Origin of the sequence: Dolichospermum circinale AWQC310F (assembly GCF_000426925.1) — a bacterium.
Classification (GTDB): Bacteria; Cyanobacteriota; Cyanobacteriia; order Cyanobacteriales; family Nostocaceae; genus Dolichospermum; species Dolichospermum circinale.
This window is the reverse complement of the sequence record NZ_KE384663.1, coordinates 257,123-282,555: the sequence shown is the minus strand read 5'-3', so window position 1 is coordinate 282,555 and position 25,433 is coordinate 257,123. Positions and strand designations below refer to the sequence as shown.

Annotated in this window: 23 protein-coding genes; 12 read left to right on the top strand and 11 right to left on the bottom strand. The window is 37.8% G+C overall.

Annotated elements, in window-relative coordinates:
- The first annotated feature begins 75 nt into the window (after nt 1-75).
- The 3 genes from rsmA to ACIR310F_RS0101705 all read left to right on the top strand — a co-directional run bounded on the left by rsmA (nt 76) and on the right by ACIR310F_RS0101705 (nt 2,433).
- Nucleotides 76-891 (top strand): 16S rRNA (adenine(1518)-N(6)/adenine(1519)-N(6))-dimethyltransferase RsmA, encoded by an 816-nt coding sequence (gene rsmA / locus ACIR310F_RS0101715; RefSeq protein ID WP_028082335.1) that lies wholly within the window; start codon nt 76-78, stop codon nt 889-891.
- 133 nt (nt 892-1,024) lie between these two features.
- On the top strand, nt 1,025-1,969 hold the full coding sequence (gene ispE / locus ACIR310F_RS0101710; RefSeq protein WP_028082334.1) for a 4-(cytidine 5'-diphospho)-2-C-methyl-D-erythritol kinase: 945 nt from the start codon (nt 1,025-1,027) through the stop codon (nt 1,967-1,969).
- A 140-nt stretch (nt 1,970-2,109) separates the two neighbouring features.
- Complete coding sequence (locus tag ACIR310F_RS0101705) at nt 2,110-2,433, top strand: DUF3082 domain-containing protein (RefSeq protein ID WP_028082333.1); 324 nt, start codon at nt 2,110-2,112, stop codon at nt 2,431-2,433.
- A gap of 8 nt (nt 2,434-2,441) precedes the next feature.
- Here ACIR310F_RS0101705 and ACIR310F_RS0101700 read toward each other — a convergent pair whose 3' ends face one another.
- A complete protein-coding gene (locus ACIR310F_RS0101700) occupies nt 2,442-3,341 on the bottom strand; it encodes a response regulator transcription factor (protein WP_035367411.1) in 900 nt (299 codons plus the stop codon).
- Nucleotides 3,342-4,180: 839 nt separating this feature from the next.
- On the opposite strand from ACIR310F_RS0101700, the gene ACIR310F_RS0101695 reads away from it, so the two are divergent.
- Both ACIR310F_RS0101695 and ACIR310F_RS0101690 read left to right on the top strand, forming a co-directional pair.
- Nucleotides 4,181-4,459, top strand: a complete 279-nt coding sequence (locus tag ACIR310F_RS0101695) for a HetP family heterocyst commitment protein (RefSeq protein WP_028082331.1) — start codon at nt 4,181-4,183, stop codon at nt 4,457-4,459.
- A 75-nt stretch (nt 4,460-4,534) separates the two neighbouring features.
- Complete coding sequence (locus ACIR310F_RS0101690) at nt 4,535-5,389, top strand: indole-3-glycerol phosphate synthase TrpC (protein WP_028082330.1); 855 nt, start codon at nt 4,535-4,537, stop codon at nt 5,387-5,389.
- Nucleotides 5,390-5,447: 58 nt separating this feature from the next.
- On the opposite strand, the gene rfbB is transcribed toward ACIR310F_RS0101690, so the two are convergent.
- From rfbB to ACIR310F_RS0101645, 9 genes are all read right to left on the bottom strand, one after another.
- Entirely contained in the window at nt 5,448-6,470 is a 1,023-nt protein-coding gene (gene rfbB, locus ACIR310F_RS0101685) for a dTDP-glucose 4,6-dehydratase (RefSeq protein WP_028082329.1), read from the bottom strand.
- Between the two features lie 7 nt (nt 6,471-6,477).
- The gene (locus ACIR310F_RS0101680) at nt 6,478-7,488 is read right to left on the bottom strand and encodes a glycosyltransferase (RefSeq protein WP_028082328.1); all 1,011 of its coding nucleotides are present in this window, start codon (nt 7,486-7,488) and stop codon (nt 6,478-6,480) included.
- Between the two features lie 138 nt (nt 7,489-7,626).
- The gene (locus ACIR310F_RS0101675; RefSeq protein ID WP_028082327.1) at nt 7,627-8,268 is read right to left on the bottom strand and encodes a DUF6391 domain-containing protein; all 642 of its coding nucleotides are present in this window, start codon (nt 8,266-8,268) and stop codon (nt 7,627-7,629) included.
- A gap of 116 nt (nt 8,269-8,384) precedes the next feature.
- Nucleotides 8,385-8,906, bottom strand: coding sequence for an FKBP-type peptidyl-prolyl cis-trans isomerase (locus ACIR310F_RS0101670; RefSeq protein ID WP_071604773.1), 522 nt, complete (start codon nt 8,904-8,906; stop codon nt 8,385-8,387).
- A 78-nt stretch (nt 8,907-8,984) separates the two neighbouring features.
- Nucleotides 8,985-9,308, bottom strand: coding sequence for a phasin family protein (locus ACIR310F_RS0101665; protein WP_028082325.1), 324 nt, complete (start codon nt 9,306-9,308; stop codon nt 8,985-8,987).
- 148 nt (nt 9,309-9,456) lie between these two features.
- Nucleotides 9,457-10,011: a methylmalonic aciduria and homocystinuria type D protein gene (locus ACIR310F_RS0101660; RefSeq protein ID WP_028082324.1), complete on the bottom strand. Its 555-nt coding sequence runs from the start codon at nt 10,009-10,011 to the stop codon at nt 9,457-9,459.
- Nucleotides 10,012-10,323: 312 nt separating this feature from the next.
- Nucleotides 10,324-12,666 carry a single-stranded-DNA-specific exonuclease RecJ gene (gene recJ / locus ACIR310F_RS0101655; protein WP_028082323.1) on the bottom strand — a complete coding sequence of 781 codons (2,343 nt, stop codon included), beginning with the start codon at nt 12,664-12,666 and terminating at the stop codon, nt 10,324-10,326.
- A 62-nt stretch (nt 12,667-12,728) separates the two neighbouring features.
- On the bottom strand, nt 12,729-13,532 hold the full coding sequence (locus ACIR310F_RS0101650; protein WP_028082322.1) for a PD-(D/E)XK nuclease family protein: 804 nt from the start codon (nt 13,530-13,532) through the stop codon (nt 12,729-12,731).
- Nucleotides 13,533-13,564: 32 nt separating this feature from the next.
- Nucleotides 13,565-14,545 carry an aldo/keto reductase gene (locus ACIR310F_RS0101645; protein ID WP_028082321.1) on the bottom strand — a complete coding sequence of 327 codons (981 nt, stop codon included), beginning with the start codon at nt 14,543-14,545 and terminating at the stop codon, nt 13,565-13,567.
- Between the two features lie 275 nt (nt 14,546-14,820).
- Here ACIR310F_RS0101645 and ACIR310F_RS0101640 point away from each other — a divergent pair, with 275 nt between their 5' ends.
- The 5 genes from ACIR310F_RS0101640 (at nt 14,821) to patX (ending at nt 21,320) form a co-directional block, all read left to right on the top strand.
- Nucleotides 14,821-15,393, top strand: coding sequence for a hypothetical protein (locus ACIR310F_RS0101640; protein WP_028082320.1), 573 nt, complete (start codon nt 14,821-14,823; stop codon nt 15,391-15,393).
- Nucleotides 15,394-15,538: 145 nt separating this feature from the next.
- Complete coding sequence (locus tag ACIR310F_RS0101635; protein ID WP_028082319.1) at nt 15,539-16,795, top strand: MFS transporter; 1,257 nt, start codon at nt 15,539-15,541, stop codon at nt 16,793-16,795.
- Nucleotides 16,796-16,922: 127 nt separating this feature from the next.
- Nucleotides 16,923-18,815 (top strand): biosynthetic-type acetolactate synthase large subunit, encoded by a 1,893-nt coding sequence (gene ilvB, locus ACIR310F_RS0101630; protein WP_028082318.1) that lies wholly within the window; start codon nt 16,923-16,925, stop codon nt 18,813-18,815.
- A gap of 400 nt (nt 18,816-19,215) precedes the next feature.
- Nucleotides 19,216-20,958: an FAD-dependent oxidoreductase gene (locus ACIR310F_RS0101625; protein WP_028082317.1), complete on the top strand. Its 1,743-nt coding sequence runs from the start codon at nt 19,216-19,218 to the stop codon at nt 20,956-20,958.
- A 107-nt stretch (nt 20,959-21,065) separates the two neighbouring features.
- Entirely contained in the window at nt 21,066-21,320 is a 255-nt protein-coding gene (gene patX, locus ACIR310F_RS27520) for a heterocyst-inhibiting protein PatX (protein ID WP_028082316.1), read from the top strand.
- 514 nt (nt 21,321-21,834) lie between these two features.
- Here the strand turns inward: patX and ACIR310F_RS0101615 are convergent.
- Nucleotides 21,835-22,896: a class I SAM-dependent methyltransferase gene (locus tag ACIR310F_RS0101615; protein ID WP_028082315.1), complete on the bottom strand. Its 1,062-nt coding sequence runs from the start codon at nt 22,894-22,896 to the stop codon at nt 21,835-21,837.
- 129 nt (nt 22,897-23,025) lie between these two features.
- Here ACIR310F_RS0101615 and ACIR310F_RS0101610 point away from each other — a divergent pair, with 129 nt between their 5' ends.
- Together ACIR310F_RS0101610 and ACIR310F_RS25995 are read left to right on the top strand one after the other, a co-directional pair.
- Nucleotides 23,026-24,261: an inorganic phosphate transporter gene (locus tag ACIR310F_RS0101610; protein WP_035367409.1), complete on the top strand. Its 1,236-nt coding sequence runs from the start codon at nt 23,026-23,028 to the stop codon at nt 24,259-24,261.
- Nucleotides 24,262-24,614: 353 nt separating this feature from the next.
- Nucleotides 24,615-25,433, top strand: an 819-nt coding sequence (locus ACIR310F_RS25995; RefSeq protein WP_035367479.1) for a hypothetical protein, incomplete at its 3' end; no start/stop codon positions are given.

Here is a 25,433-nt window from a genome sequence, read left to right as displayed (position 1 = left end):
CCTGTTCCCTGTTCCCTGTTCCCTGTTCCCTGTTCCCTGTTCCCTGTTCCCTGTTCCCTGTTCCCTTTTAACAACATGATTCAACCCCGTAAACAGTTTGCTCAACATTGGTTAAAAAGTGATAAAGCACTTAACGCAATTGTCCAAGCCGCTAATTGTCAAGAAAATGATAAAATTCTGGAAATTGGACCCGGTACAGGAATCTTAACCCGTCGTTTATTACCACTGGTGAAATCTTTACTTGCGGTAGAAATTGATCGGGATTTGTGTAAATTACTCGTCAAACAAATAGGTGAAAAAGAAAATTTCTTACTCTTGCAAGGTGATTTTCTGACTCTTGATTTACCGTCACAATTAACAGCATTTGCTAATTTTCAAAACCAGAATAAAGTTGTTGCGAATATTCCCTATAATATCACTGGTCCAATTATTGAAAAGTTACTGGGAACTATTTCTCATCCTAACCCAAAACCTTTTGATTCTATTGTTTTATTAGTGCAAAAAGAAGTAGCAGAAAGATTATATGCTAAACCGGGTTCTCGAACTTTTGGCGCATTGTCCGTACGGGTGCAATATTTGGCAGATTGTGAGTTAATTTGTACAGTTCCCGCTGCTGCATTTGTACCACCACCCAAGGTAGATTCGGCTGTAGTGCGGTTGACTCCTAAAAAAATAGCAATTCCAGCCCATGACCCCCAAAAATTAGAAAATTTAGTTAAATTGGGATTTGGATCAAAACGCAAAATGTTAAGAAATAATTTACAATCAGTCATTGACCGCGATCGCTTGACACAATTTCTGGAACAATTAGAAATAAATCCCCAAGTTCGCGCTGAAGACCTCAGTGTTATACAATGGGTATCACTGGTAAATACCATAGGGAATCAATAGCAATAGCAGGAGAGATCATCAAAATACTTGTCTTAACTCTGGAATTTTCCTAATTACCAATTACCCGTTACCAATTACCCATTACCAGCCCTCACAAATATGATGAATGTTCAAATAGACATCAATAAACATTATGCGTTCTTATAGTTTAATTGCACCAGCCAAAATCAACCTGTATTTGGAAATTATCGGCAGTCGTACTGACGGATATCATGAATTAGCAATGATACTCCAAAGCATAGATTTATCAGACCAAATTGATATCCATACTGCCAGCACTGAAAATATTCGTATCTACTGTAATCACCCCCAAGTACCCACAGATCAAACCAATCTAGTTTACAAAGCAGCCGACTTAATGGCCAAGGAATTTCCCCAGGCTTTTAGTAATTTTGGCGGTGTTGATATTACCATCAAAAAAAATATTCCGGTTGCTGCTGGTTTAGCTGGAGGTTCTAGCAATGCCGCAGCCGTATTAGTAGGAATAGATTTACTTTGGGATTTGGGATTAACGCAATCAGAATTAGAAGAATTAGGCGCGAATCTCGGTTCAGATGTACCATTTTGTATTGGTGGAGGAACAGCTATTGCCACTGGTAGAGGTGAAAAACTTTCTCCCCTCCAAAGTTTAGATAATCTACATATAGTATTAGCAAAATATCGCAGTTTAGAAGTTTCCACACCTTGGGCATATAAAACCTATCGGCAACAATTTGGCATTAACTATATTCAAGATTCAGATACTTTTGCTGCCCGTGCTAGTGCATTTCATTCAGAAGCCATGGTCAAGGCCATTTTACATCGAAATACAGAAGAGATTGCCCAAAAAATACATAATGATTTAGAAAAAGTTGTACTACCAGCTTACCCCCAAGTATTGCAATTAAGAGAATTATTCGCCAATCAAAAAGAAGTTTTAGGGACAATGATGTCCGGTTCTGGTCCTTCAGTTTTTGCTATTGTCGAATCTCAAAATCAAGGAGAAATAGTCAAGCAGCGAATACGTGAAGCTATTCCTGATCAAGATTTAGAATTGTTTGTAACGCGGACAATTAAACATGGAATTAAAATAGGTTAATTGGATCATTAATATGGTTAAATCTTGTGGTGCGGGCATCCTGCCCGCTAGAATTATACAAATTCAATGCAGTACAGTTTAGTAGCGGCTTCCAGTTGCTTCACACCTTAAAACCTATTCATCTTCGATTTTAAACTATTATGAATCAACCAAAACAAACACCATCAGCAGATATTTCCACTCAAGTACCACCCACCCCTTTACGCTGTCTTACCGGGGCAATTATGTCAGGGGGATTTGCATTTACGGCTTATTCTCTGATGATATCAATCGCCACTACTTTTGCCCGTAAACCCATCCATTCCGATAACCAAATGGTAATTAACATTGGTTCGGCTGTGCGTACCTTAGTAGTAGGTGTAGTCGCCTTGGGAATGGGAATATTTGGGTTAGTTGCTTTGGGTTTATTAGCCTTAGCAATTCAACTAATTATTCAGCAATTAACTAATCCTAAAAGTAGTTAATTTTAATTTTATTTAAAACTTGTCCCTCTCCTACTAACTACAGATACAGGTTTAGCTAATGGTGAATTATTTTCATTTTTGATAAATTGCAACTTGGTATTTGTGGAACTTGAAGTTAACTGATGTTTTTTCCGCCAATGGGCGGGAGATAAACCATGATGTTGGCGAAACTGTCGGGAGAAATGACAAGTATCCTTATAACCTACTTGAGCAGCAATTTCTTCAACTGTCTGATGCGTATTTTTCAATAAAGCCAGGGCTGCTACCATTCGCCGTTTAATAATCCAAACATTTATTGGTTTTCCTGTTTGTTTCGCAACTTGATGAGTTAGATATGCAGAAGAATAGCCCACAGCTTCCGCAACATCAGAGGAAGTAATTCCTTCTTGATAATTAGCTTCAATATAATCAAAAACATTTTTCAAATTGGGAATAATAGGAAAAATTGACTGACAATTTACTGATTTAGTCAATAATTCCGCTGGTGCTAATTGATGGGAATTTGTAGCATACCAAGATCTAAAAAGAGCTTGTTTTTGTAATCTAATAGCAATAGCCCGCAATAACTCATTTGTTGTTACAGGTTTAGTTAAATAATCATCTGCTCCCAATTCCATGGCTTTTCGTAAAGACTCCTTTGTATTAATAGCAGTCAAAAAAATGAAAGGAATAATTGCTGTTAATGAATTTTCCCGCAGGTTACTTAATACAGTATAACCATCCATATCTGGCATGACCACATCACAAATTACCAAGTCAGGTAAATATTGTTTTATTAATTCCAGTCCCATCATCCCATTTTCTGCACTTATGGTATCATAACCCTCAGATTGAAGACAATCTAAGATAAAATTGCGACTGAAAGCATCATGATCAATGACGATAATTTTTTTTGATATTTCGTACATAATTAATTATTCCAATCACTAAATTTTGAGGTGTTTAACTATTACTAAACTCTGTAATAAATCACTTACAAATCCAGATATAATTTGAGCAATAATTAACACAAAATTAGATCAGAGAGTTCATGCAATCTTAATAATTGTTATGATCTCAATTAGTAATTAGTTTTTGGCGGCTTCACATTTAAGTCTGAATAAACTTAATTTTAACAACAAACAATAAATACTTTCCATTTAGTTGCATGAAACAATAATTGTTTTTTTATTGCTTTCCAATTGAGCCACCCTAAGACTTAAACTTGTAACCATAAAAAGGCAATAAAGATTTCACTGTTGCATGAGTGCTTTCCATAAGTAAACTGTGAGTTTTTTACGTAATTTCAGTAAATTCTCTGTCTTTAAAATTTAACTACGGAATAATATCAGCAGTCATCTGTCATCAGGAGTATGTTTTCGATCAAATTGGCTGCCAATAATCATACTAATGGGGGATATAAAAAATTAGTAATTATGACAACGCAAGCTTGAGCCTATGTGACTTACATACTAAGCTGCTTTTGATCAGGGCGTTTTCTATGAATTTAGACTTTTAAAACAACTTCTAAAAATGAAAATATTTTATACCAAGTTAAAATCTGCTGTATATTTAAAAATCAAAATTCTGATATTTAACAAAAATTTAAGAAAATAAGAGCAAAAAAATGGTCATGTCAATCAAAAAATAGTTCATGTATTGGGAACTTGGATTTGGATAGTCTTAGTAAAGAAGCTGTTACTGATAAATAGAGAGGAAATCCTCAAAAACGAGCGCATCATTCTTATTGAGAAACAGGAGAAAAATCATGAACCAAGATATTACTGGGTATAATCCATCCATTAGCAAAAAGATCAAGACTGAGCAAATAGAACAGATAATTAAAGCAATTATAGGTGGAAAATATTCTTGGGCTTGTGTTTTAGTTTTACAATTTTCTGGTTACAACCCTACAGATTATATACCCTACCGTACATATATTAGATTATTGAAAACTAACCGTTTACTCGGTAATTCCGAGCAAAATCAGCCACCTATGACAAAAGTTGATAGGTTTGATGTCAAATCAAAGTGGCTGCGGTTTTGAAATTGAGTTTTTCAGAAAATAAAAGGGAAAGGTGAAGTTTTACAAAAAATAATTTATCACCCTCATCTAGATTTTATTATCTATCCAATCACAATTTATCATCCTCAAATGCAAGCAATTCTCAAGGAAATTGTGTGGTATAAAAAACTAGAAGTTGCACAAATGCAGCAAGATATGTCTTGGGCTTCCTTGCAACGTCAGTTAACTGCTGCTCCTACTGTGCGGGACTTTTTGACAGCTTTACAACAGAGTGTTTATAAACCTAGTTTAATTGCAGAAGTGAGAAAAGTATCCCTTTATCAAGGTGTAATTAGACAAGATTTTGAACCAGTTACTATTGCTCAAGCTTATAAACGTGGAGGAGCATCTTGTATATCTGTTGTTACTGATCAAAAGTTTTTTCAAGGTGGTTTTGATCATTTGCGTGCTATCAGATATCGGGTAGTATTACCTTTACTCTGCAAAGATTTTATCATTGATCCTTGCCAAATTTATTTAGCGCGTTCCGCTGGTGCAGATGCGGTATTATTAATGGCTGCTATTCTTGCAGATAAAGACCTAAAAAACTTTTTACGAGTAATTCACTACTTAGGAATGAATGCAGTAATCCAAGTTCATAATTTAACTGATTTGGATAGAGTTCTGGAATTGGAAGATATACGGATAATTTCGATTAATAATCAGAATTTAAGTGATTTCACCGTCAATATTCACACAACCCAGGAATTATTAGCAGCGAGGAAATCCCAACTGCAAAAGTTAGGAATTTTAGTGATTAGTGAATCAGGAATAGAAACCCCTGATGATTTATCTTTAGTTGCTGACGCTGGGGTACAAACAGTGATTATGGGAGAATCTTTATTGAAAGAAAGTGATTTAGAAGTAGCTGTCAGAAATCTACTTCAATCTAAATTTCCCATTCATCATTAGGATTTTAAACCCATGAAGATGGGTTTTGTCTATTCTGTCCGTCCAGACCTATCAGCTACTATAACAAAGGTTTCCACCAATCACGATTACTAAGATACCATTCTACAGTTAAACGTAAACCTTGAGTAATGGTGACAGATGGATTCCAACCCAATTCTGTTTTTAGCTTATTAGCATTAATAGCATATCTTCGATCATGTCCAGGTCTATCCTTAACAAAAGTAATTAATTTTTCCGCTGGATAGACTGGTAAATCTGGTGCTAACTCATTCATAATTTGACATAAATTTTGCACAAGGCTGATATTTTCAACTTCATTATTACCCCCAATATTGTAATTTTCTCCTGGTTTTCCTTGATGAAGTACCACATCTAAAGCTTGACAATGATCACCAACATATAACCAATCGCGGACATTTTTTCCATCCCCATAAACAGGTAATTTTTTACCTGTTAGAATATTAATACACATCAAAGGAATTAACTTTTCTGGAAATTGAAAAGCGCCATAATTATTGGAGCAATTGGTGATAATTGTCGGTAATTTATAGGTATGATAATAAGCACGAACTAAATGATCACTTCCAGCTTTTGAAGCTGAATATGGACTATTGGGATTATAAGCTGTAGTTTCGGAAAATGCTGGTTGATCTGGGGTGAGACTACCATAAACTTCATCGGTAGAAACATGAAGAAATAGATAATTATGAGGTTGTGTTTTTGCTTCCCAATGTTGACGAAAAGCTTCCAAAAGAGTAAAAGTTCCCAGCACATTAGTTTGGACAAATGCAGCAGGTCCGGTAATTGAACGATCAACGTGAGATTCAGCCGCAAAATGGGCTATAGTATCTATATTTTCCTCTAAAAGTAGTTTTTCAACTAAAGAGCGATCGCATATATCTCCCTGGACAAAGCGGAAATTTGCTTTTGATGCAACCGAGGTCAAATTAGAGAGATTTCCAGCGTAGGTAAGAGCATCTAAGACCACTAATCTATCATTTGGATAATTTTGACACCAATGATGGACAAAATTTGCACCAATAAACCCAGCGCCCCCAGTAACCAACAATCGTTTATTCATAAAATTCCTAATTACCCTGTAAATATTTTTTTTGAATTTTAGCAAAAATTCTTTCTACAAACAATTTTGCTAACTGGATTTTTGTTAAATCTGGAATTTTAGTTAAGTAATGATTTTTATGATCAAAGAAATCATTAATTTCTGCTAAAATTACCTTTAAACGTTGAATAATATTTTCCTTTCTATATTCTGTTAAAACTGTTTCCGATAAAGTTGATAATGTTGTTGCTTCTAGAACCTGTAAAATCTTGGCTAGATCATATTCTAAAGCATAACCAGCGATCTTATAACAATTAAAACCCGGATCTAAATAATCAGATAATCCCCCATTGACACTAGAAAAGACGTGACAACCACAAGCTAGGGCTTCCATTGGTTGTAAACCAAATCCTTCACTAACCCCTTGTAATTGCCAATATTCCGCAGAATCATAAAGGTAAATTTTAGCACGATTAAATAAAACTGGTAAATTTTCCACATAACTATCAACAACCAAGACACGACATTTTTTTTGCAAAGCGGGAATTAAAGACTTAATTAAATATTGAGAAGATTTGCGAGTTTGGACTAAAACATCAATATCTCGACATTGATGTAAATTAGTAAATTCCTCACCAATTTGATTTGGTAAATAATAAATCAGAGAATGTGGTGATTTTTGTCCCCAATAACCCAGAGTATTTCTACTAACCGTAATTATGGGAATATTGGATGGTAAATCAATCTTATAACCGGCACTATGAGCATGATAAATCAGATTATATTCTCGCAACTTAGCAGCCAACTTAGCAACATCAAATCCCCAGCTAATCACAAAAATGACATCATCTAAATTTTCTAAAATTTTCTCTCGTAATAAATCATCTAAAAACAACTTACCAGATTCTTTTTGACGATAAGTAACTACCTCAGCAGAGCAAAATTCTCGAACCAAATTAACGGTTTTCAACTCTGCCCAAAGACCACCACAAGCAAACCTACCATCTGTACCCGGAACTAAAAAGTAAAGCTTTCTCATCATACTAAATATCTAACTTTAGATTTTATTTTATAAATAAAAGTGTAAGTCCAAAAGTTTCTTCATTCTTCATTCTTCATTCTTCATTCTTCATTCTTCATTCTTCATTCTTAATTCTTCATTCTTCATTCCTCACTCCTAATCTTGCCAATATACCCTAACAAAATGACCTTCCTTCCCCAATAAATCACGAGCAATAGTGATATTTTCAACAGCTAAATTAAAAGGAATAGAAGTTGTAATATAACGCTGAGTAAGCATTCCCATATCTGGTGCAAGTTCCGTTGCTGCTGTTGCTGCTAAACCCAAACCAATAAGCTGTTCAATTGGTCGAAATGGTAGTATAAAAGGTACAGATGCCGCCAAAACTAAATTTAAAAGCATAGTTACAGATAGATTTGTACCGCAGCGGGGATGTACAGCTAAACCCCATTCTCCACTGATAAGACGATGTTGAGCTAATGTTACTGCGCGTCGTAAATCACTAATATTCACATCACCATAGAGAAAAAATCCTTGTTCGGTAGACAAACCACCTAATAATTGATCATCTACTAATTGATCGTTAGTAGTTATTTCTAAGCGGGAATAGGAGTTTTTAGTTTCTCCCAATAGCCAAACAGTAGCGTGTTCTAAAGCGTGAACTTGACGTAAAAGCAGGATTTCCTTCAACCCAGGGACAAAATATAACTGTTGGAGTAAATCAGTATCTTGACTGGGGTGAGGTGGGAGAAAATCAAAGCTAAAGCCAGAAGATTTGCCAAAATCAGAAGTATTCATCATCGAGTAATCTGAATTTTTGTTAGGACTATGGCGGGCTTCAAACCCACTTTGCAAAGGTGATAATCTATTGTAGATTCTGCCCGCCAATGTTATATTTAACTATCTCTACTTACTTATTTAATAGCTAACAATTCCACATCAAAAAGTAAAGTAGAGTGGGGGGGAATTACGTTACCTGCACCTCGCGCACCATAACCTAACTCTGAAGGGATGATTAATTGACGACGGCCACCTACTTTCATAGTGCTTAGTCCTTCGTCCCAACCTTTAATTACCTGTCCTACACCGATTTTAAAGCTAAAGGGTTGATTGCGATCGCGTGAGCTATCAAATTTAGTCCCATCTTCCAAAGTGCCGGTGTAGTGAACTACAACGGTTTGTCCAGTTTGGGGAGTTGCACCAGTTCCCTCTTCTAGTTCAACATATTTTAGCCCAGAAGGGGTAGTAACAGCATTGGCTGGGGACATAGTATTGTTCGCTCTTGGAGTATTGTTTTCTTGAATGATAGTGGTGGTTGGTTGTGTTTGGGGCGATTCATTACCGATAGCAGCATTTTTTTGACCGCTAATTTGAGTAAATACTAAAACGCCAACACATACCAGCATTAACACCACGCTGAGGAAAATTCCTTTCAAAATCAGCCCTCTCTGTTTTAATTACTGGTAATCAGATTACCGACAGAACACAAATTAGTGTAAATCACAAAGGACATTTTAGCGCCACAGTTTATTTTCCAAATCACGAACTTGACGCTCTAACCTGTCAATTCTACCCCGTAATTCGTCCACTTCTGACTGACGCGCAACTCCCAAATCCTGCATTACATTTCGTATTTGACGTTGCATTTGCTCATCCCAACTGCCTTGTTCGGACTTTAATTGATGAACAAGATCATCCATGACGGCCTTGGCTTGATCAGGATTGAGTTTACCATCCTTTACCAGTTCATCACTAACTTGCTTAAGTTTATCTGCCACTAAAGAAGTTGTGCCAATACCCAACATCATTAGCTGTTCCAACCAGTTGTTACTATCCATACTCCCTTCCTCTGACTTATTGCTAAATGAACTCACGGTTGAGAATTAACTAGGCTATGCTAAAAGCTTAGTAATTCTAGCCTACACATTTATTTTCGCAAATTTAGCAACGGCAAATTGGCAGAATAAATGTAGAAGTCTTAAGTTTTTAATTTTCTATCCACCCGTGCATTGGTGCTACAGCTTTAGTCACTAACTCAATCATATCTGGGGGAGCTTCCGAAAGCATAACACTAGGATAAACGGCAGTTCCCCAATGAGGATGTACAAGGACATGGCATTTATTTTCAATTGCGGGATATTTTAGTAAGGCTTGTGCTGCTGCTGTATCATCATGGGGAAATAAACCGGAATGAGATAGTAATGGATAACCTGTGCGGGGATCAATCAAGTCCGTTAAATATCCGCGATCGCGCAAATTAAATGCTACATCGCAACCAAACCGCATAAATTTTTCCCGCAGTTTTTCTTTTTCTTTCTCCGTTTCTGCGGTCATTTCCTCCAGAGGATATCGTGATTGTTGCAAGACAAGCACCACCCACAAAAACTGTTGTTGTTTCCAGTCTGGTAATATCTGTTCACAGTTAGCACAGATATATGGACTGGGAGTATGAATCGAAATCTCTACAGCTTGTCCTGTTTTGCTAACTAAATGAATAGGACAGCTAGGTTGGGAAACACAAACTTTTGGAGAATACACCACATTAATTTGGGTTTATAAAAGTTTTTTAATTTATCTTTACTAAAAATGATAACTCTTAAATCTCCAGATAAATCATCTATTTTTGCGAATAAGTAGAAGACGACAATTATTTATTTTCCTATTTCTCTAATTTCTCAGTTTGAACATGAGTAATTTATTTGCCTATCCATTTTAACTAATTTATACCAAAATCACAGGTCACGGCTGAGATTTTGATCTCAATACATAATATAATGTTCATTTGATATTTGATACTTGTATAACTGCAAACCCCACTCCTGACATGGAGATTGGGGTGCTGGGAAATCGTCATTAATTCACCCCTTTTTTTGAGACTGGGGAAAAATCAATGATCATGGCAACAATAATAGATAAAGGAACATGAAAAAAATAATCCCGTTGAAATTGTTCTTCTCTAACGGCAGCTAAAAATTGGTTAATCAGATGATCAGCAGGTTTTTGATCATCTATAGAATCCCAGATTATTTGTAAATAATCATCTTTAATTTTGACGATAAACCCTAAATATTGTAAAGCTTCCAATCCTAAATATAGGCTTTCTTTACTAATATCCAGTCTTGCTAAAATCTGCATACAGCTAACAGATTTATTTGTGCGACTGAGATATTTAGCAATACCTACCAAAGTTAACCAAATATCTCTGGGTTCTTGATTATCGGGTTTTCTCCAAGCAATAACTAATTGTTGTTGATGATCAAGAGATTTTTTGAACCATAATCGTAATTCCTCCCAATTAGTAGGACAATCTTTCATAATTAATAGTGATTTTTCATTGGTAATTTCCTGGGAATTTTCTAGATTTCTCGCGTCTAAAATTAGAGAATAATTATGATTTTTGAGTTCATCTTCAACATGAGAACGAACTGCAATTAATCTAATTTCATAGCGTTTTTTAAAACTATTAAAATCAATTTCCGCAATACAATCACATCTACCAATAGGTAATTCTTCTTTATAATGTCCCCACCAAATACCTGGAAAAGCATTATTAGTAGAATCATCTCGAATACTAAAATCCGTTTTAATATATTGTACTTTATTACCTTGGAAATCCTGTTGATTTTTATGCCAAAAATTTTCAAACCAACAATTTTTAATTAATAATTTGGGAATAGGATTTCCCATACCACAGGGTTCTAAAAGTTTCAGTTCTAAAAATAAATCTTTACCTAAATCTGCAACTGTCACCACTAAATCAGCTTCTACCGTTGCAGTTAGATTAATTCCTCCTAAAGATTGCCTTAATTTCTGATTAATTGCCGCGGTAAATAAAGGGATATTTTCTACTAATAAACTCAAACCGGCTGCGAAAGGATGTCCACCAAAACGATGTAATAAATGAGCTTGTTCTTGAACTAATTGATATAAATCAATGTTATTCACAGAACGTGCTGAACCTCGCGCTATAAATTGGCTAGAATCTGCTTCTTTTTGCTTTCCTTCTGTGCTTAACAAAATTGTCGGACGACCTGTTTCCTGGGCTATTTGGCCAGCAACCAAACCCAAAACACCAGCAGACCATTGAGAATCTTCTAAAACAATAACACTAGTAGTTGATAAGTCTAATTGTGCGAGTTTTTTAGTAACTTGTGCTTGGACATCTTTTTGTAAAGACTTGCGACGGGAATTAGCTAATTCCGTTTCTTCTGCGAGTTTTTGACAACGTTCAATATCTTTACTCGTCAATAATTCTACACAAAAACTAGCGTCACCATGAATCCGACTAATAGCATTAATTCGCGGTCCCAAACCAAAGGAAATATCTGTAGGGCGATCGCCATTTTTCTGGCATAATTCTAGTAATTTACCCACACCAGGCCTGCTTCTAGCTGTTGGTGATTTTTTATAATCTGTGTGTAATTGTTTAATTCCCAATTGTGCTAAATAACGACAATCTCCACTTAATTGCACCAAATCTGCAATTAATCCTATTGCAACTAAATCTAATAAATCAGTTAAGGGATTTGTGGGAATATCTGGTAAAGCTGCATATAAAGCCTCCACCAATTTATAAGCAACTGCAACACCAGAAAGATGAAACAAAGGATGTTCCCGTGGTAAATAACGAGGATTAATAATTGCGATCGCTGGAGGACGTTTTAAAGGTAATGTATGATGGTCTGTAATAATAACATCTATCCCTAAACTTTGGGCATAAATGACTTCTGAAACATTCGTACTTCCCGTATCACAAGTAACAATTAACTTACAACCTGCCTTTGCTAAAATATCAATTCCCGACCTATTTAAACCATGAGATTCTGTGAAACGATTGGGAATATAATAACTTAATTGACGATGTTGTAGAAAAAATTCACCCAAACCATCCCATAATACCGCAGTGGCAGTAATTCCGTCGGCATCAAAATCTCCCCAAATAGCAATTTTTTCTCCTTTTTTTCCCGCAGTTATTAACCGTTGCACAGCCAAATTCATTTCCTGTCCAAATTCCTGAAAATCAGCACTTTGATAAACTTGATAATCAATAAAAGCCGCCAATTTTTCCTCAGATCTAATTTCCCGTTGCCAAAATAATTGGGCAGCAAAATTACCATTTATTCCCGGTGCGTAGCGTTTCACCAATTCAATAAACCAACCAGGGGGTTTTTCAGTCGTTTTTAAAATCCATTCCATTAGAGTTTCGCGCTAAGATGCAAATAATAATCAAGTATTACTTAAAGTTTAAATTTTAAAGTTTAAAGTGATACTTCTGCAATATTTTCTAAATTAGGAAAATGCAGGTTAATATTCATAGTTATTTCCTTGTTTTTTTGACGGTGACACCGCACAGCAAATTGACAAGATTCACAGATTTGATCAGATTCTTTAAGTGGTAATGGTGTATTATGTTCATAATCTCCGACCCATTTTGTCAGGTTGTTTAATAATTGATTTAATTCCTGTGCTGTTTTTTGATGTTCTTGTTCATTATAAGTGAATTTGATATTTTTAGTTTGCCCTTTTGATTGTACAAACCAGTAAGTCATGGAGATATTTTCTGATAGATACTTACTAGTTTCTGCTAATATATACATATACAATTTTGTTTGCCAATTTTGGGCTAATATTTCTGGTTTTGGTGGCTGGGGATAGGTTTTCCAGTCGAGAATTTGAGCTTGACTTTGATCAGTAATTAATAAATCATAAATAACTGTGAGGAGATAATCTCCAATTTGCAAAGTTCGATAATGTTCACTTTCTCGAAAAGTTTGATTATTAGTATTAGGTGTAAATATTTCCGGGGCAATTTTGGTAAAATTAGTCATCCAATTTTGCAATTGAGGATTTGCTTTTAACAAATTATGAATGGATAAACCCATTTCTCGCTGCTGCATGAGTAAGTGAAAACGACTACCCAAAATTTGATATTCTTCCTTTTGAGGATCTATGGGTGTGTTAAGTTGTTCTAAATAGCTATATTGGAATTTGCGAGGACAAACTGTGAGTAAATTCAAATGTGCTTGAGAAAGACGAAATATAAAAGTAGAAGTTTGTACCATGATTCTTTTGTTATGGAGTTGAATATTACTTATTACTTAGTTTGAAAAATATTCTGCACCATTTTCTTCTCCACCCTCTTAGCAGCAGCATCTAATTCTATCACCTCACCATCACTCAAAAACCAACCTAAAGCCCCAATATTCTCCTTTGCTTGTTCCACATTTTTAGCCCCAGGAATCGGAATTGTACCTTTACTAATACACCAATTAATAGCCACTTGAGACATAGTTTTATTTCTCCCATTTGCTATTGCCTGTAAACTTCCTAAAAGTGGTTTCATTCCTGGTAATAACTGCTTACATAATAACCCACGAATACCTTTAGGAAAACTCCCATTTTCCGAAAACTTACCGGTTAATAAACCCAACCCTAAAGGACTATAAGCAATTAACCTAATTCCCAAATCATCACAAACTTCCTTTAAACCTAATTCCGTGACTGGATAAGTAGATAAAAGTGAATATTGTACCTGCAAAGTTTTAATAGGTATTCCTCTTTCCTGAAATCTTTTATGCACCCATTTAAGTCTTTTTGTACCATAATTAGACAAACCGACACCTTTAACTAAACCTTGCTCATATAAATCCGCTAAACCATCTAATAAACCCACTTCTTGCCAAGGTGCATAATTAGCTGTAGACCAGTGCATTTGCACCAAATCAACATTTTTACCTAATCTTTTTGCCGAGCCATAACAAGCTGATATAATTGAGTTTCTAGTCCACCTCCAAGGGTATGCAGCCAACTTAGTCGCAATGCAAATATTCTCTTTATTTATTTCTTGATATTCTTGGCAAAATCTTCCTAAAAGTAACTCACTGCGTCCTTTTAATTTGCCAGTACCGTAGGAATCACCCGTATCAAATAATGTAACACCACTGTTAACACAGAGATTAAATACCTCTTGCAACTGGTTATCCATACTTTGATTGTATCCCCAAAGTAATTGATTTCCCCAAGCCCAAGTTCCGCAACCCATGAGAGGTAGATTTAGTAAATAGTCAGTTTGCATAATCAACAAAAACTCGCCAATTGTTATAAACTAATTATGTAGGAATAATACCAATTATCCCTCAAGCTAAACAGAATAATTATCATCTTTATTTATCCGCGTGTATTGGCGTTTAAATTTGAGGCATTGCTGAATTGAGGTATGAAAATCAAATATTCTAGTTCTTAAACTCCTACTCTCTGCGTCCTTCGCGCCTCTGCGTGAGAAAAAATCATACCTTCATTCACCAACGCCAGATTTGACTTTAAAAATGTCACAAATACCATAAAAAGTAAATGACCATTATTATTTGTCCCGGAATTCATGCACCAGAATTAACTCAAAGCTTTATCCAAGAGTGCTTAAATAAAGACAAGAAAAGTTTTAACATGGATAAGCCCGCAGATATACTAATCTTTCCAGAAGAAGGCTATTTAACTTTATCAACATTTCATATTTTACATTTCTTGCGCGATCGCCTCCGTGATAAGCTAGAATCTCCTCTGATATTCTTATGCTTTAGTGCTGGTGTAATTGGAGGTATAGGTGCTGCTACAGGGTGGCAACTTTTGGGAGGTCACGTTCAGGCCTTTATTGCCATTGACGGTTGGGGAGTGCCTCTAGGAGGCAACTTTCCCATTCATCGTTTAAGTCATGATTATTACACCCATTGGACTTCAGCTTATCTCGGTATAAAAGAAAATAACTTTTACGCTGATCCAGCAGTTGACCATCTATCAATGTGGCAGTCCCCCCAAGCAGTCCCAGGGAAATGGGTAAACCCCCCCACTGGGTTCTCTCCACCCAAAAACTACCTGACCGCCTCTGAATTTCTCAATTTCATATTACAACAGTATGACAATCAATAGTGATTATTTCAGGAATTAGGAAAAATGTTACCGAAAAGCTTATTATTAGTCAAGAGTAATTCATTTCGACATCTCCCTTTTTTTTCCCCTAACCTTGATTATCCCATGCGTAATTACCTCAATTATTTTTTCAACAAAGTATCTAATGTTGCATAATAAGCCTACGACTATTAATCACGGATTTGCAGCGCTGGTAAAAAATAGAGGCTTTATGCTTCTATGGATTGGGCAACTGATTTCCCAATTGGCTGACAAGGTATTTTTTGTATTAATGATTGCCTTACTCAAACTCTATTTGCCCATTAATAGTGGAGGAGAAGACGGGCGTTTTTATTTGTATATGGCATTTACCGTCCCAGCCATGTTGTTTGGTTCTGTCGGTGGTATTATCGTTGACCGTGTACCAAAAAAACTGATTATGGTTGGTTCAGATGCGGTGCGTGGGGTGTTAATGATCTTAATTCCCTTCCTACCGCGAGAATTTGCCATTCTCCTCTTTTTCACCTTTTCTATCTCCACCATTACCCAGTTTTTTGCCCCAGCAGAACAGGCTGCTATTCCGCTTTTGGTCAAAAAAGAAGGTTTAATGGCTGCCAACGCCTTATTCAGCAGCACAATGATGGCTGCGTTAATTATTGGTAATGCCGTGGCTACCCCTATGTTAAATTGGTTTGAAAGTTTTAACAAGGGCTTTGGTAAAGAATTGATAGTTGGCTGCTTATACCTGCTTTCTGCCCTGATCATGATGCCCATTCATTTTCGGGAACACAGACAAATTAACCAAGAGACAGCCCCAATTAATCCCTGGTCTGAATTTATATTAGGACTACGCTATCTCAAACAAAATCGGCTAGTATGGAATGCTATGCTGCAAATTGTCACCTTATACTGCGTATTTGCCGCCCTGATAGAATTAGCCATTGGTATGGCAGCAAGGTTACATTTAGCACCAGAAGAATTTAGCTCCTTTGTGGCTGCCGCTGGGGTGGGTATGGTGATAGGTGCGGGTATTTTAGGGCATTTCGGCCATCGTTTACATCATAAACCCTTGCCTTTAATTGGGTTTATAATTATGGCATTCTCCTTAGGCTTATTCATTTTTATTGACAACCAACCCTTAGCATTAGGACTCTGTATTTTCTTAGGCGTAGGTGCAGCTTTTGTTAACGTGCCAATGCAAACCTTGATTCAGCAACAAACACCACCAGAAATGCACGGTAAAGTGTTTGGGTTTCAAAATCATGCCATTAATATCGCCCTGACCGCACCTCTATTAATTACAACCAAGTTAGTTAATGCCTTTGGTTTATCTGTTGTACTATTAGGAATGAGTATATTTGTGGGAGGTATCGGTATCAGGTCCTGGCAAAATACTCGTAAAGTATTGCAAGATGTGATCTAAAGTTGTACAATCTAAATCTATTCTCATCGCATCTCAATTTATGATCTGTGAGAATTGTTAAATTAAAATCAAGTCTTAAAATACAAAATCTAAGCGTTAATTTTAGTTATACCTTGAGGCCTAAACCGTGCTTTCGTCTTCTTCCATCAGTCCCCCAAAATCTGAAAATCACAACCAGTCTCCTGTCTCCGCAAATTCCCCAGTTCACCCCCAACGGACTTCTGGAGGTTTCGCGCTCATAGATAGTCTTATTCGTCATGGTGTTGAGCATATTTTTGGTTATCCCGGTGGCGCAATTCTACCCATTTATGATGACCTCTACAAAATAGAAGCAGCGGGTACTATTAAGCACATCTTAGTTAGACACGAACAAGGAGCATCCCATGCTGCTGACGGTTACGCCCGTGCTACTGGTAAGGTAGGAGTATGTTTTGGTACTTCTGGACCAGGGGCAACAAACTTAGTCACAGGTATTGCTACAGCTTACATGGATTCCATACCCATGATTGTAGTCACAGGACAAGTACCACGAGCCGCAATTGGTACAGATGCTTTTCAGGAAACAGATATTTATGGGATTACTTTACCCATAGTTAAGCATTCTTACGTAGTTCGTGATGCTAAAGATATGGCGCGGATTGTCGCTGAAGCTTTCCACATTGCCAGCACAGGTAGACCGGGTCCTGTTTTAATTGATGTTCCTAAAGATGTAGCCTTAGAAGAATTTGATTATGTTCCTGTAGCCCCAGGTTCAATTAAATTACCGGGTTATCGTCCCACAGTCAAGGGAAATCCCCGCCAAATTAATGCCGCCATTCAATTAATTCGGGAAAGTCGTCGCCCTTTGTTGTATGTTGGAGGGGGAGCGATCGCAGCCAATGCCCATGAAGAAGTCAAACAACTAGCCGAATTATTCACTATTCCCGTCACCACCACCTTAATGGGTATCGGTGCATTTGACGAACATCATTCCCTGTCCTTGGGAATGTTGGGAATGCACGGCACAGCCTACGCAAATTTCGCGGTGACAAATTGTGATTTATTAATTTGCGTTGGGGCGAGATTTGATGACCGAGTTACAGGAAAACTAGACGAATTTGCCTCCTTAGCCAAAGTCATTCACATTGACATTGACCCCGCAGAAGTCGGTAAAAACCGCGTTCCTGAAGTTCCCATTGTGGGAGATGTAAAAAACGTCTTAAAAGACCTATTATACCGATGTCAAGACGCAAACAGGAAAGCCACACCAAACCAAAACCAAGAATGGTTAAACCTAATTAACCGTTGGCGACAAGATTACCCCTTAATTGTACCCCATCATGCCGATAGTATTTCACCCCAAGAAGTAATTGTCGAAATTGGTAGACAAGCTCCGCACGCATTTTACACCACAGATGTTGGTCAACATCAAATGTGGGCTGCCCAATTCCTCAAAAATGGTCCAAGACGCTGGATTTCTAGCGCCGGTTTAGGAACAATGGGTTTTGGTGTTCCAGCGGCCATGGGCGTAAAAGTAGCATTTCCAGACGAAGAAGTAATCTGTATCAGCGGTGATGCCAGTTTCCAAATGTGTTTACAAGAATTGGGAACCCTAGCACAATATGGAATTAATGTCAAGACCATAATTTTAAATAACGGTTGGCAGGGAATGGTGCGACAATGGCAAGAAGCCTTCTATGGACAGCGTTATTCATCTTCTAACATGGAAGTAGGAATGCCTGATATTGAGCTTTTAGCCCAGGCTTATGGTATCAAAGGCATGGTAATTAGTCAGCGGGAAGAATTGGCAGATAAAATTGCCGAAGTGCTGAAACATAATGGACCAGTCATTGTCAATATTCATGTTACCAGAGATGAAAACTGCTATCCCATGGTAGCCCCTGGCAAGAATAACTCCCAAATGGTTGGTCTACCCAAACAAACACCAAAAACCGCCGTAGAATCAATTTCTTGCAGCAATTGTGGCACACAAAACCAAGCTAATCATAATTTCTGTTCTGAGTGCGGGACCAAATTGTAATTAGATTTTAGAGAACGGTAAAGCATATTGCGCTTTACCCTGTTCTAGTAACTAACTAGGACCAAAAGTGGTACAAAGAAAGATTTAGCTAATGCTTAATAAATTCAATGAATCTTCTCATACATAAGAAGATAATCGCTGTAATTTCATAGATGTAGGTTGGGTTAACCTAAGTAAACCTAACATGATCAAAGTTTTTGTTGGCTTACACTATCGCTTAATCCAACCCACGGTTTTTGAGCATCTGTAATCAATGCCTTTTAACTTTTAATTTACAGCAGTTTTGGTCCATTTAAACCACACCTTGATTATCTTCCTCCTCCGCGCCTGGAGCGCCTCTGCGCGAAAAAAAGCCGTGGTTTATTTACCAGGAAAATCGCTGTAATATTACAAATATAATATGAATCAAATTTATACAACCGATGTATTAGTAGTCGGTGGTGGCACAGGTGGAACTGTGGCCGCTATCCAAGCAGCACGCAAAGGTGTAAAAACCATCCTAGTGAGTGAATTTGCCTGGTTAGGAGGAATGCTTACCTCTGCGGGCGTATCTGCACCCGACGGCAACGAATTACAAGCCTTTCAAACAGGTTTATGGGGTGCTTTTTTACAAGAATTGCAACGTAGGCAACCAGGAGGATTAGACCATAGTTGGGTCAGCTTTTTTAGTTATGATCCGCGCATAGGTGCAGAAATATTTGCCGACTGGGTGCGAGAATTACCTAATCTCCAATGGATTTCGGGAAAAGTGCCTTTAGAGGTTTTGCGAACAAAAGACTGTATCACAGGTGTACGCTTTGCAGATTTCACCGTCAACGCCAAAATAATTCTTGACGGCACAGAATTAGGAGATTTATTAGCTTTAGGAGAAATACCATTACGCTGGGGTTGGGAATTACAGTCAGAATGGGCAGAACCCAGCGCACCCGCAAATTTTAACTCCCTGACCCAAACCTATCCAGTGCAAGCGCCCACTTGGGTAGTAGTAATGCAAGATTTCGGGGAAAATATCGCCCCGGAAATTTCTCCAGCCCCTAACTATGATCCATCCCAGTTTACAGGAGCTTGGGATGACTATGCTCCAGAAAAATTTTTGAACTATGGACGCTTGCCCGGCAGGCGATTTATGATTAACTGGCCTATTGCGGGCAACGACTACTGCCAAAATGCCAATCGGTTGCTAGATGCAGGGGTGAAAAAGCAGGAATTTGTGCGAGAATGTTGCTGGCACAGTCAGAATTTCGCTCATTTCATTCAAACTCAGTTTGGTAGGCGTTACGGATTAGCTGCAAAACTTTTTCCTCATCCTAACTCCGCTTTTGCCCTCCATCCCTATTATCGGGAAAGTCGCCGCTTAGTAGGCTTGACAACTGTTTGTGAACAAGATATTCTGCCTTTAGCAAACAGTAAAACCGCACTACCATTCCATGATGCGATTGCTGTCGGTAACTATGCTAACGATCACCATTATCCAGGTGTTGAGTTTTTATTGCAACCTAAATCTATTCGTTGGGGTGGAAGATGGACAGGAACACCCTTTACTATCCCCTATTCCGCTCTCATTCCCGCCGATACAGATGGTTTTCTGGTTTGCGAAAAGAACATTTCCGTTTCCCATATTGCTAATGGGGCTACCAGACTCCAACCTGTAGTCATGGGAATTGGTCAAGCCGCCGGTATGGCGGCTGCCATGAGTATTGTGCTAGGATGTCAGCCCAGAGATTTACCAGTGAAGAGTTTGCAGGCTGCATTATTGACGGATGACTATGCACCAGTCGTAATTGTTCCCTTGTTTAACTTATCAACTGATCATCCCGATTGGTTACACTGGCAAACTTATTATTTAGACCACCCAGAAGCTTATCCCGCTGATGGTAATTGTCCTTGTATTTTAGACCAGACCGATAACAAATTAAACCTCAATTGCTTTACAGGGAAATTTAAACGGCTCGACGAGCAAAACTACCAATTTAATATCACGGAAAAAACCAATTTAACTACGACAAATTGGCAACTTGTGGCATTGCGATCGCATATAGACCAGCAATTACAAACTCTTCCCTCAACAAAAATACTCAAGATTTGGGGGCGGCCAAATTCCTCTGGGAATTGGTTACTTGTTGAGCATCTTGAAGAAGTATAAAATTAACTTTTATTCAGTAAAATACAATACTTTTTTGCAAATTTTCCGGATAGACATATAAATATCAAGGATTAATGAAGTAGAGAGTTCTAAAATAGACATCTACTATGCGTGCTGCCATTTCACTTTTAGTATCGAGTCTGGTATTTGGCTCCTTAGCTTTTAACTGCGAAGCAGTACAGACTCATTTTTCCGCTCTGTCTAGGCTCAAGTCCGATTACCAGCCTTCACCTTTGACCAACCAGAGTTTCACTTTTGGTGAAACGAAATTCAACCTGGCTGATAACTCTAAACCTAGTCCTAATGACCCACAAACACCCAATCCTCATCGAGGTAGTGGTCGCAGAAGCCTAGAAGGATAACTGGGAGTATTGTCAGTTCTGTTATTTAACAGGTAGTTAGATATTAATACCTGCCAACGATGAAGATGATATTACCGGATTATCAGACAATTAATTCTGCCTACCACTTCTTGTATTGAGACGACATAGACAGTTACAGCACTACACTTGTGGAATTCTATCGTCCCTAAGTTTCTCTTGTACTGACACCAGATATAGCTAGTTACAAGCACTATATCTTTGATCAGTTATATAGCTCTTCACCGCCCAAGCTATCAGTATTTCAATTTCTCTGCTAAAAACATAGACAGTTACAGCACTTCATCATAAGGAAAATTGTTCACTATTTCATCAAAACATCTGGTAATTGCTCAAACCTTGGCGTGTATTGGTGACTTGGCCACTAATACACGTATCTCACCTTTGGTAATCGCGTCCCGTACACATTGGGCGTTAGTAGGTGGGAATAATTACCGGAAGTGAGGGAACAGAAAACTTTTCTTAGTTATCAACCGTCATTGTGAATACTGAATCTCTAGTAACTTGGCTTGTGAGCAATCCAATATTTACTTACGAAGTGAACTTGGGTTTCTATTTGCTCAAATCCCACTTTTTCTAAGCGCTCTACCAGGTTATCTGTAATGTAATGCTTGTAATAAGGTTCATGAAAAGTCTCTGAGAAGTTTTTGATAACTAATTCCATCTCCGGTACATCATTTACCTGAATAGAATCACAGAGAATAAAAATGCCTCCTGGTTTTGTGACCCGAAAACATTCTTCAATTACAGTTTGACGAACTGCCGCTGGTAACTCATGAAACAGAAAAACACAAGTCGTACCATGAAAATAATTATCTCGATAAGGCAACTCTTCGACATTTCCTCGCACGAGTTGCGGTAATTCTCCCGGAATTTGGGATAATAGTTCGTTGGCTTTCCGCAAATAGGCTGAAGATAAATCTATACCAAATAAAGATACGTCTGGTAAAGCTGCTCTGATTAACTTCAGTGTTCGTCCAGTACCACAAGCAATATCTATGACTCGGAGTTGTTCTTGGGGAATATGGTCAAATGCTGTCAGTTGAGATTTGAGAGGGCAAAGGATGCGTCTTCTCATAGCATCAGTTGAGCCACCAAATAGAATTTCCACCTGTAAGTCATATAAATTGGCGGACAGTTCACTCAAATAGCCATCTGTTTGGTAATGGAAGTTCTGTACATAGTAGCTGGGATAGTTATCTGTGGCTATTTCCTGGGAAAATTCTTGATAGCTCCGGTTTTTAATTCGTTCCCAAACATTTAGCAAATCTAAGCATAGTAATGGATAGTAGCGGAAGAAATCTTCCCAAGAATTATCAAATAATAAATTTTGTGGATATACACCTGCTTGACTATCTTCCCAGTCTCTTGCCAATAACTGGTTCATATTGTCTTGGAGTTGTGTCAGCAATTTCTGGGATAAAGGACTGATATTTGGCTGAAGTGATGGATAAATTAGGTCTTTAATCCGTGAAATTACGGTTTTGTGAGCAAAAGCAAAGTAATTCTTTCCTGATTGCAGGGCTTGGTAGCTTAATTTGGTGAAAATATCAAACATAGATAAAATTAGGTTTTGTTGATTGTGTTGAGTTTCATGGCTCGCCCAAATTTTTACAGCCAAAAAAATGGAAAATGTAAATCATTCATCACAATCTTTACCTGTTAATCGGGGCGCATAGTTTATTTTATGGCAATACTTGTGATAGTCGCCCTTTTAGCCTTCTATATGGCCTGGAATTTGGGTGCAAATGATGTCGCTAATGCTATGGGAACTTCTGTGGGTTCTAAGGCGATTACACTCACACAGGCAATCATTATGGCTGGGGTGTTAGAGTTTCTTGGTGCTGTCTTATTTGGACAAGAGGTAACATCTACCTTGGGAACAAAAATTGCTGATCCAGCTTTATTTGCTACGACACCACAAACTTTAGTCACGGGCATGATCTCGGTACTCCTGTCGGGTGGAATATGGCTACAAGTTGCCACATCCAGGGGTTTACCTATATCCTCGTCTCATGCCATTGTCGGGGCGATCGCTGGCTTTAGTTGGGTATCATTAGGAATAGAGGCAATAGATTGGTCGTCTATGGGTTTAATTACCATTGGCTGGATGTTAACACCCATAATTAGTGGTGCAATCTCCGCTGGTTTATATAGTCTAATTCGACACTGGATTTTTAACCAACTTCATCCCCTGTCCCAGTTACAAGAATGGACTCCCTGGTTAAGTACATTGCTATTGAGTATATTTGGGATTATTGTTCTGCCCACAATCACTCAACCTTTGAGCCAGTTTTTACTCATAGAAAGAAAATTGAATATTCCCCCTCACGACATGACGCTATTCATCACTGGAATAGCTGTAATAGCTTTGACTTTAATCAGTTGGCGACAATTAGCAAATAGTCAAATTGACAATCAAATTCAAAGTTTATTTGCCAAATTTCAAGTTATCAGTGCTTGCTTTGTCGCCTTTGCTCACGGTTCTAACGATGTTGGTAATGCGATCGCTCCCCTAGCAGTAATTTACTACATCAATCAACAAGGTAAAATCCCTAGTCATCAACTCACTATTCCCTTTTGGATTATGCTTTTAGGTGCTGTAGGAATTGTGGCAGGTTTAGCAGTTTGGGGTAAAAAAGTCATCACCACCATTGGCGAAAATATTATTTCCTTAGAACCTAGCAGCGGATTTTGCGCCGAACTGGCCACAGCAATGACAATTTTACTAGCTTCCCGTTTAGGTTTACCCGTTTCCACTTCCCACGCCCTGGTCGGTGGAGTTGTGGGTATTGGACTGGTACAAAATCTTCAAGCTATCAAACTTGGCACTATCCAAAATATCGCCGCCGCCTGGTTAATTACAGTCCCCCTCAGCGCGGCTCTGAGCGCTATGATCTTCACCATCATCAATAGGCAATAAAAAATTCCCCCTCTGACACTCACACACCAGCTGTAAATTCTTGAATCTTGCCACACCCTCTCACAAGGAAACAAGATTTTTACCCAAATTCTGCCCATTAATGACTATAATTAAGAAGAAAAAGACATAAATGTAACTCCTCAGACATCCTGTTAACTAGGAGATGCTGGCGCGTTCATAACTATAAATTCCCTGATTATAAGATCGGTACTAACCTTGTATAGGTTAAGTAAATTTATAAATGCAGTGAAATTGTTCAGTTTCTTCTATTTTTTGCAGGAAACTTAATATAAGTGTTGATTCGGTATTCGGAGCAGCCACTTAATCATCAAGGTGTTAGAGGCTAGAAACTGATGGGGCGATTTGAGAAGCGACCAGAAAACCCACGCATTAGAGGCGAGCTATCCAGAGCCGCAGAAAATGCTCTGTGGGATGTAGTTGAGGATTTAGAAAATCTTCAACAAAATCTGTTGAGGACTTTACAGGAAGATGTAAAACGGCTAGAAGCGGAAAAGAACCGATTATCTCACGATATTCAAAAATTAATTGAGGAAAAAGAACAGTTACAGCAATCACGACAAATTACGGAACAGCAGGTGTTAATTCGTCAATTGGCAGAGGTTTTAGCTAAACACATCTCTTCCCAATTACAGTCTTCATTGAAAACTTTAGCTACCCAAACCCTAGAGTATAATTCCTCTCACGAAGTTGGGATGAAAAATCCTCAACTAAGTAATGATCAAGCTCATGAAATCGGACAGAATGTTAGTACCATGATGGACAGTCTTGATCATACTGTCACTAATGCCTTTAGTTCACTATCACAAGAACTGAAAAACTATCAAAGTGATCTTTCTCAACAGTTGGCGCGAATCTATAGTCAACAGCAGCAAGGAGAAACGGTATTAGCAGAGTTTGTGAACAGGCTACGATATGAACTAGAAAAAAATAGAGACACAAACTCTCTGAATATAGCGACGGGAGGCGCACCAACGGTTTTACAATTGGCTGATAGTCTGCGTGATGAAGCCATAACTCATCAAAATGGTCATGGGGAAAAATCCTCAAAAAAAATCATTATTGAACCAATTGCTTTGATTCGGAGTCAATTACCACAGGGTGATTCTACATCAGCAACAACCGCTATATTATCTCCACCAGCGGTAAAAACT

Coding starts and splice junctions, on each gene's coding strand:
- rsmA (WP_028082335.1), top strand. CDS start 76: ATGATTCAACCCCGTAAACAGTTTGCTCAACATTGGTTAAAAAGTGAT.
- ispE (WP_028082334.1), top strand. CDS start 1,025: ATGCGTTCTTATAGTTTAATTGCACCAGCCAAAATCAACCTGTATTTG.
- ACIR310F_RS0101705 (WP_028082333.1), top strand. CDS start 2,110: ATGAATCAACCAAAACAAACACCATCAGCAGATATTTCCACTCAAGTA.
- ACIR310F_RS0101700 (WP_035367411.1), bottom strand. CDS start 3,341: ATGTACGAAATATCAAAAAAAATTATCGTCATTGATCATGATGCTTTC.
- ACIR310F_RS0101695 (WP_028082331.1), top strand. CDS start 4,181: ATGAACCAAGATATTACTGGGTATAATCCATCCATTAGCAAAAAGATC.
- rfbB (WP_028082329.1), bottom strand. CDS start 6,470: ATGAATAAACGATTGTTGGTTACTGGGGGCGCTGGGTTTATTGGTGCA.
- ACIR310F_RS0101680 (WP_028082328.1), bottom strand. CDS start 7,488: ATGAGAAAGCTTTACTTTTTAGTTCCGGGTACAGATGGTAGGTTTGCT.
- ACIR310F_RS0101675 (WP_028082327.1), bottom strand. CDS start 8,268: ATGAATACTTCTGATTTTGGCAAATCTTCTGGCTTTAGCTTTGATTTT.
- ACIR310F_RS0101665 (WP_028082325.1), bottom strand. CDS start 9,308: ATGGATAGTAACAACTGGTTGGAACAGCTAATGATGTTGGGTATTGGC.
- recJ (WP_028082323.1), bottom strand. CDS start 12,666: ATGGAATGGATTTTAAAAACGACTGAAAAACCCCCTGGTTGGTTTATT.
- ACIR310F_RS0101650 (WP_028082322.1), bottom strand. CDS start 13,532: ATGGTACAAACTTCTACTTTTATATTTCGTCTTTCTCAAGCACATTTG.
- ACIR310F_RS0101645 (WP_028082321.1), bottom strand. CDS start 14,545: ATGCAAACTGACTATTTACTAAATCTACCTCTCATGGGTTGCGGAACT.
- ACIR310F_RS0101640 (WP_028082320.1), top strand. CDS start 14,821: ATGACCATTATTATTTGTCCCGGAATTCATGCACCAGAATTAACTCAA.
- ACIR310F_RS0101635 (WP_028082319.1), top strand. CDS start 15,539: ATGTTGCATAATAAGCCTACGACTATTAATCACGGATTTGCAGCGCTG.
- ACIR310F_RS0101625 (WP_028082317.1), top strand. CDS start 19,216: ATGAATCAAATTTATACAACCGATGTATTAGTAGTCGGTGGTGGCACA.
- patX (WP_028082316.1), top strand. CDS start 21,066: ATGCGTGCTGCCATTTCACTTTTAGTATCGAGTCTGGTATTTGGCTCC.
- ACIR310F_RS0101615 (WP_028082315.1), bottom strand. CDS start 22,896: ATGTTTGATATTTTCACCAAATTAAGCTACCAAGCCCTGCAATCAGGA.
- ACIR310F_RS0101610 (WP_035367409.1), top strand. CDS start 23,026: ATGGCAATACTTGTGATAGTCGCCCTTTTAGCCTTCTATATGGCCTGG.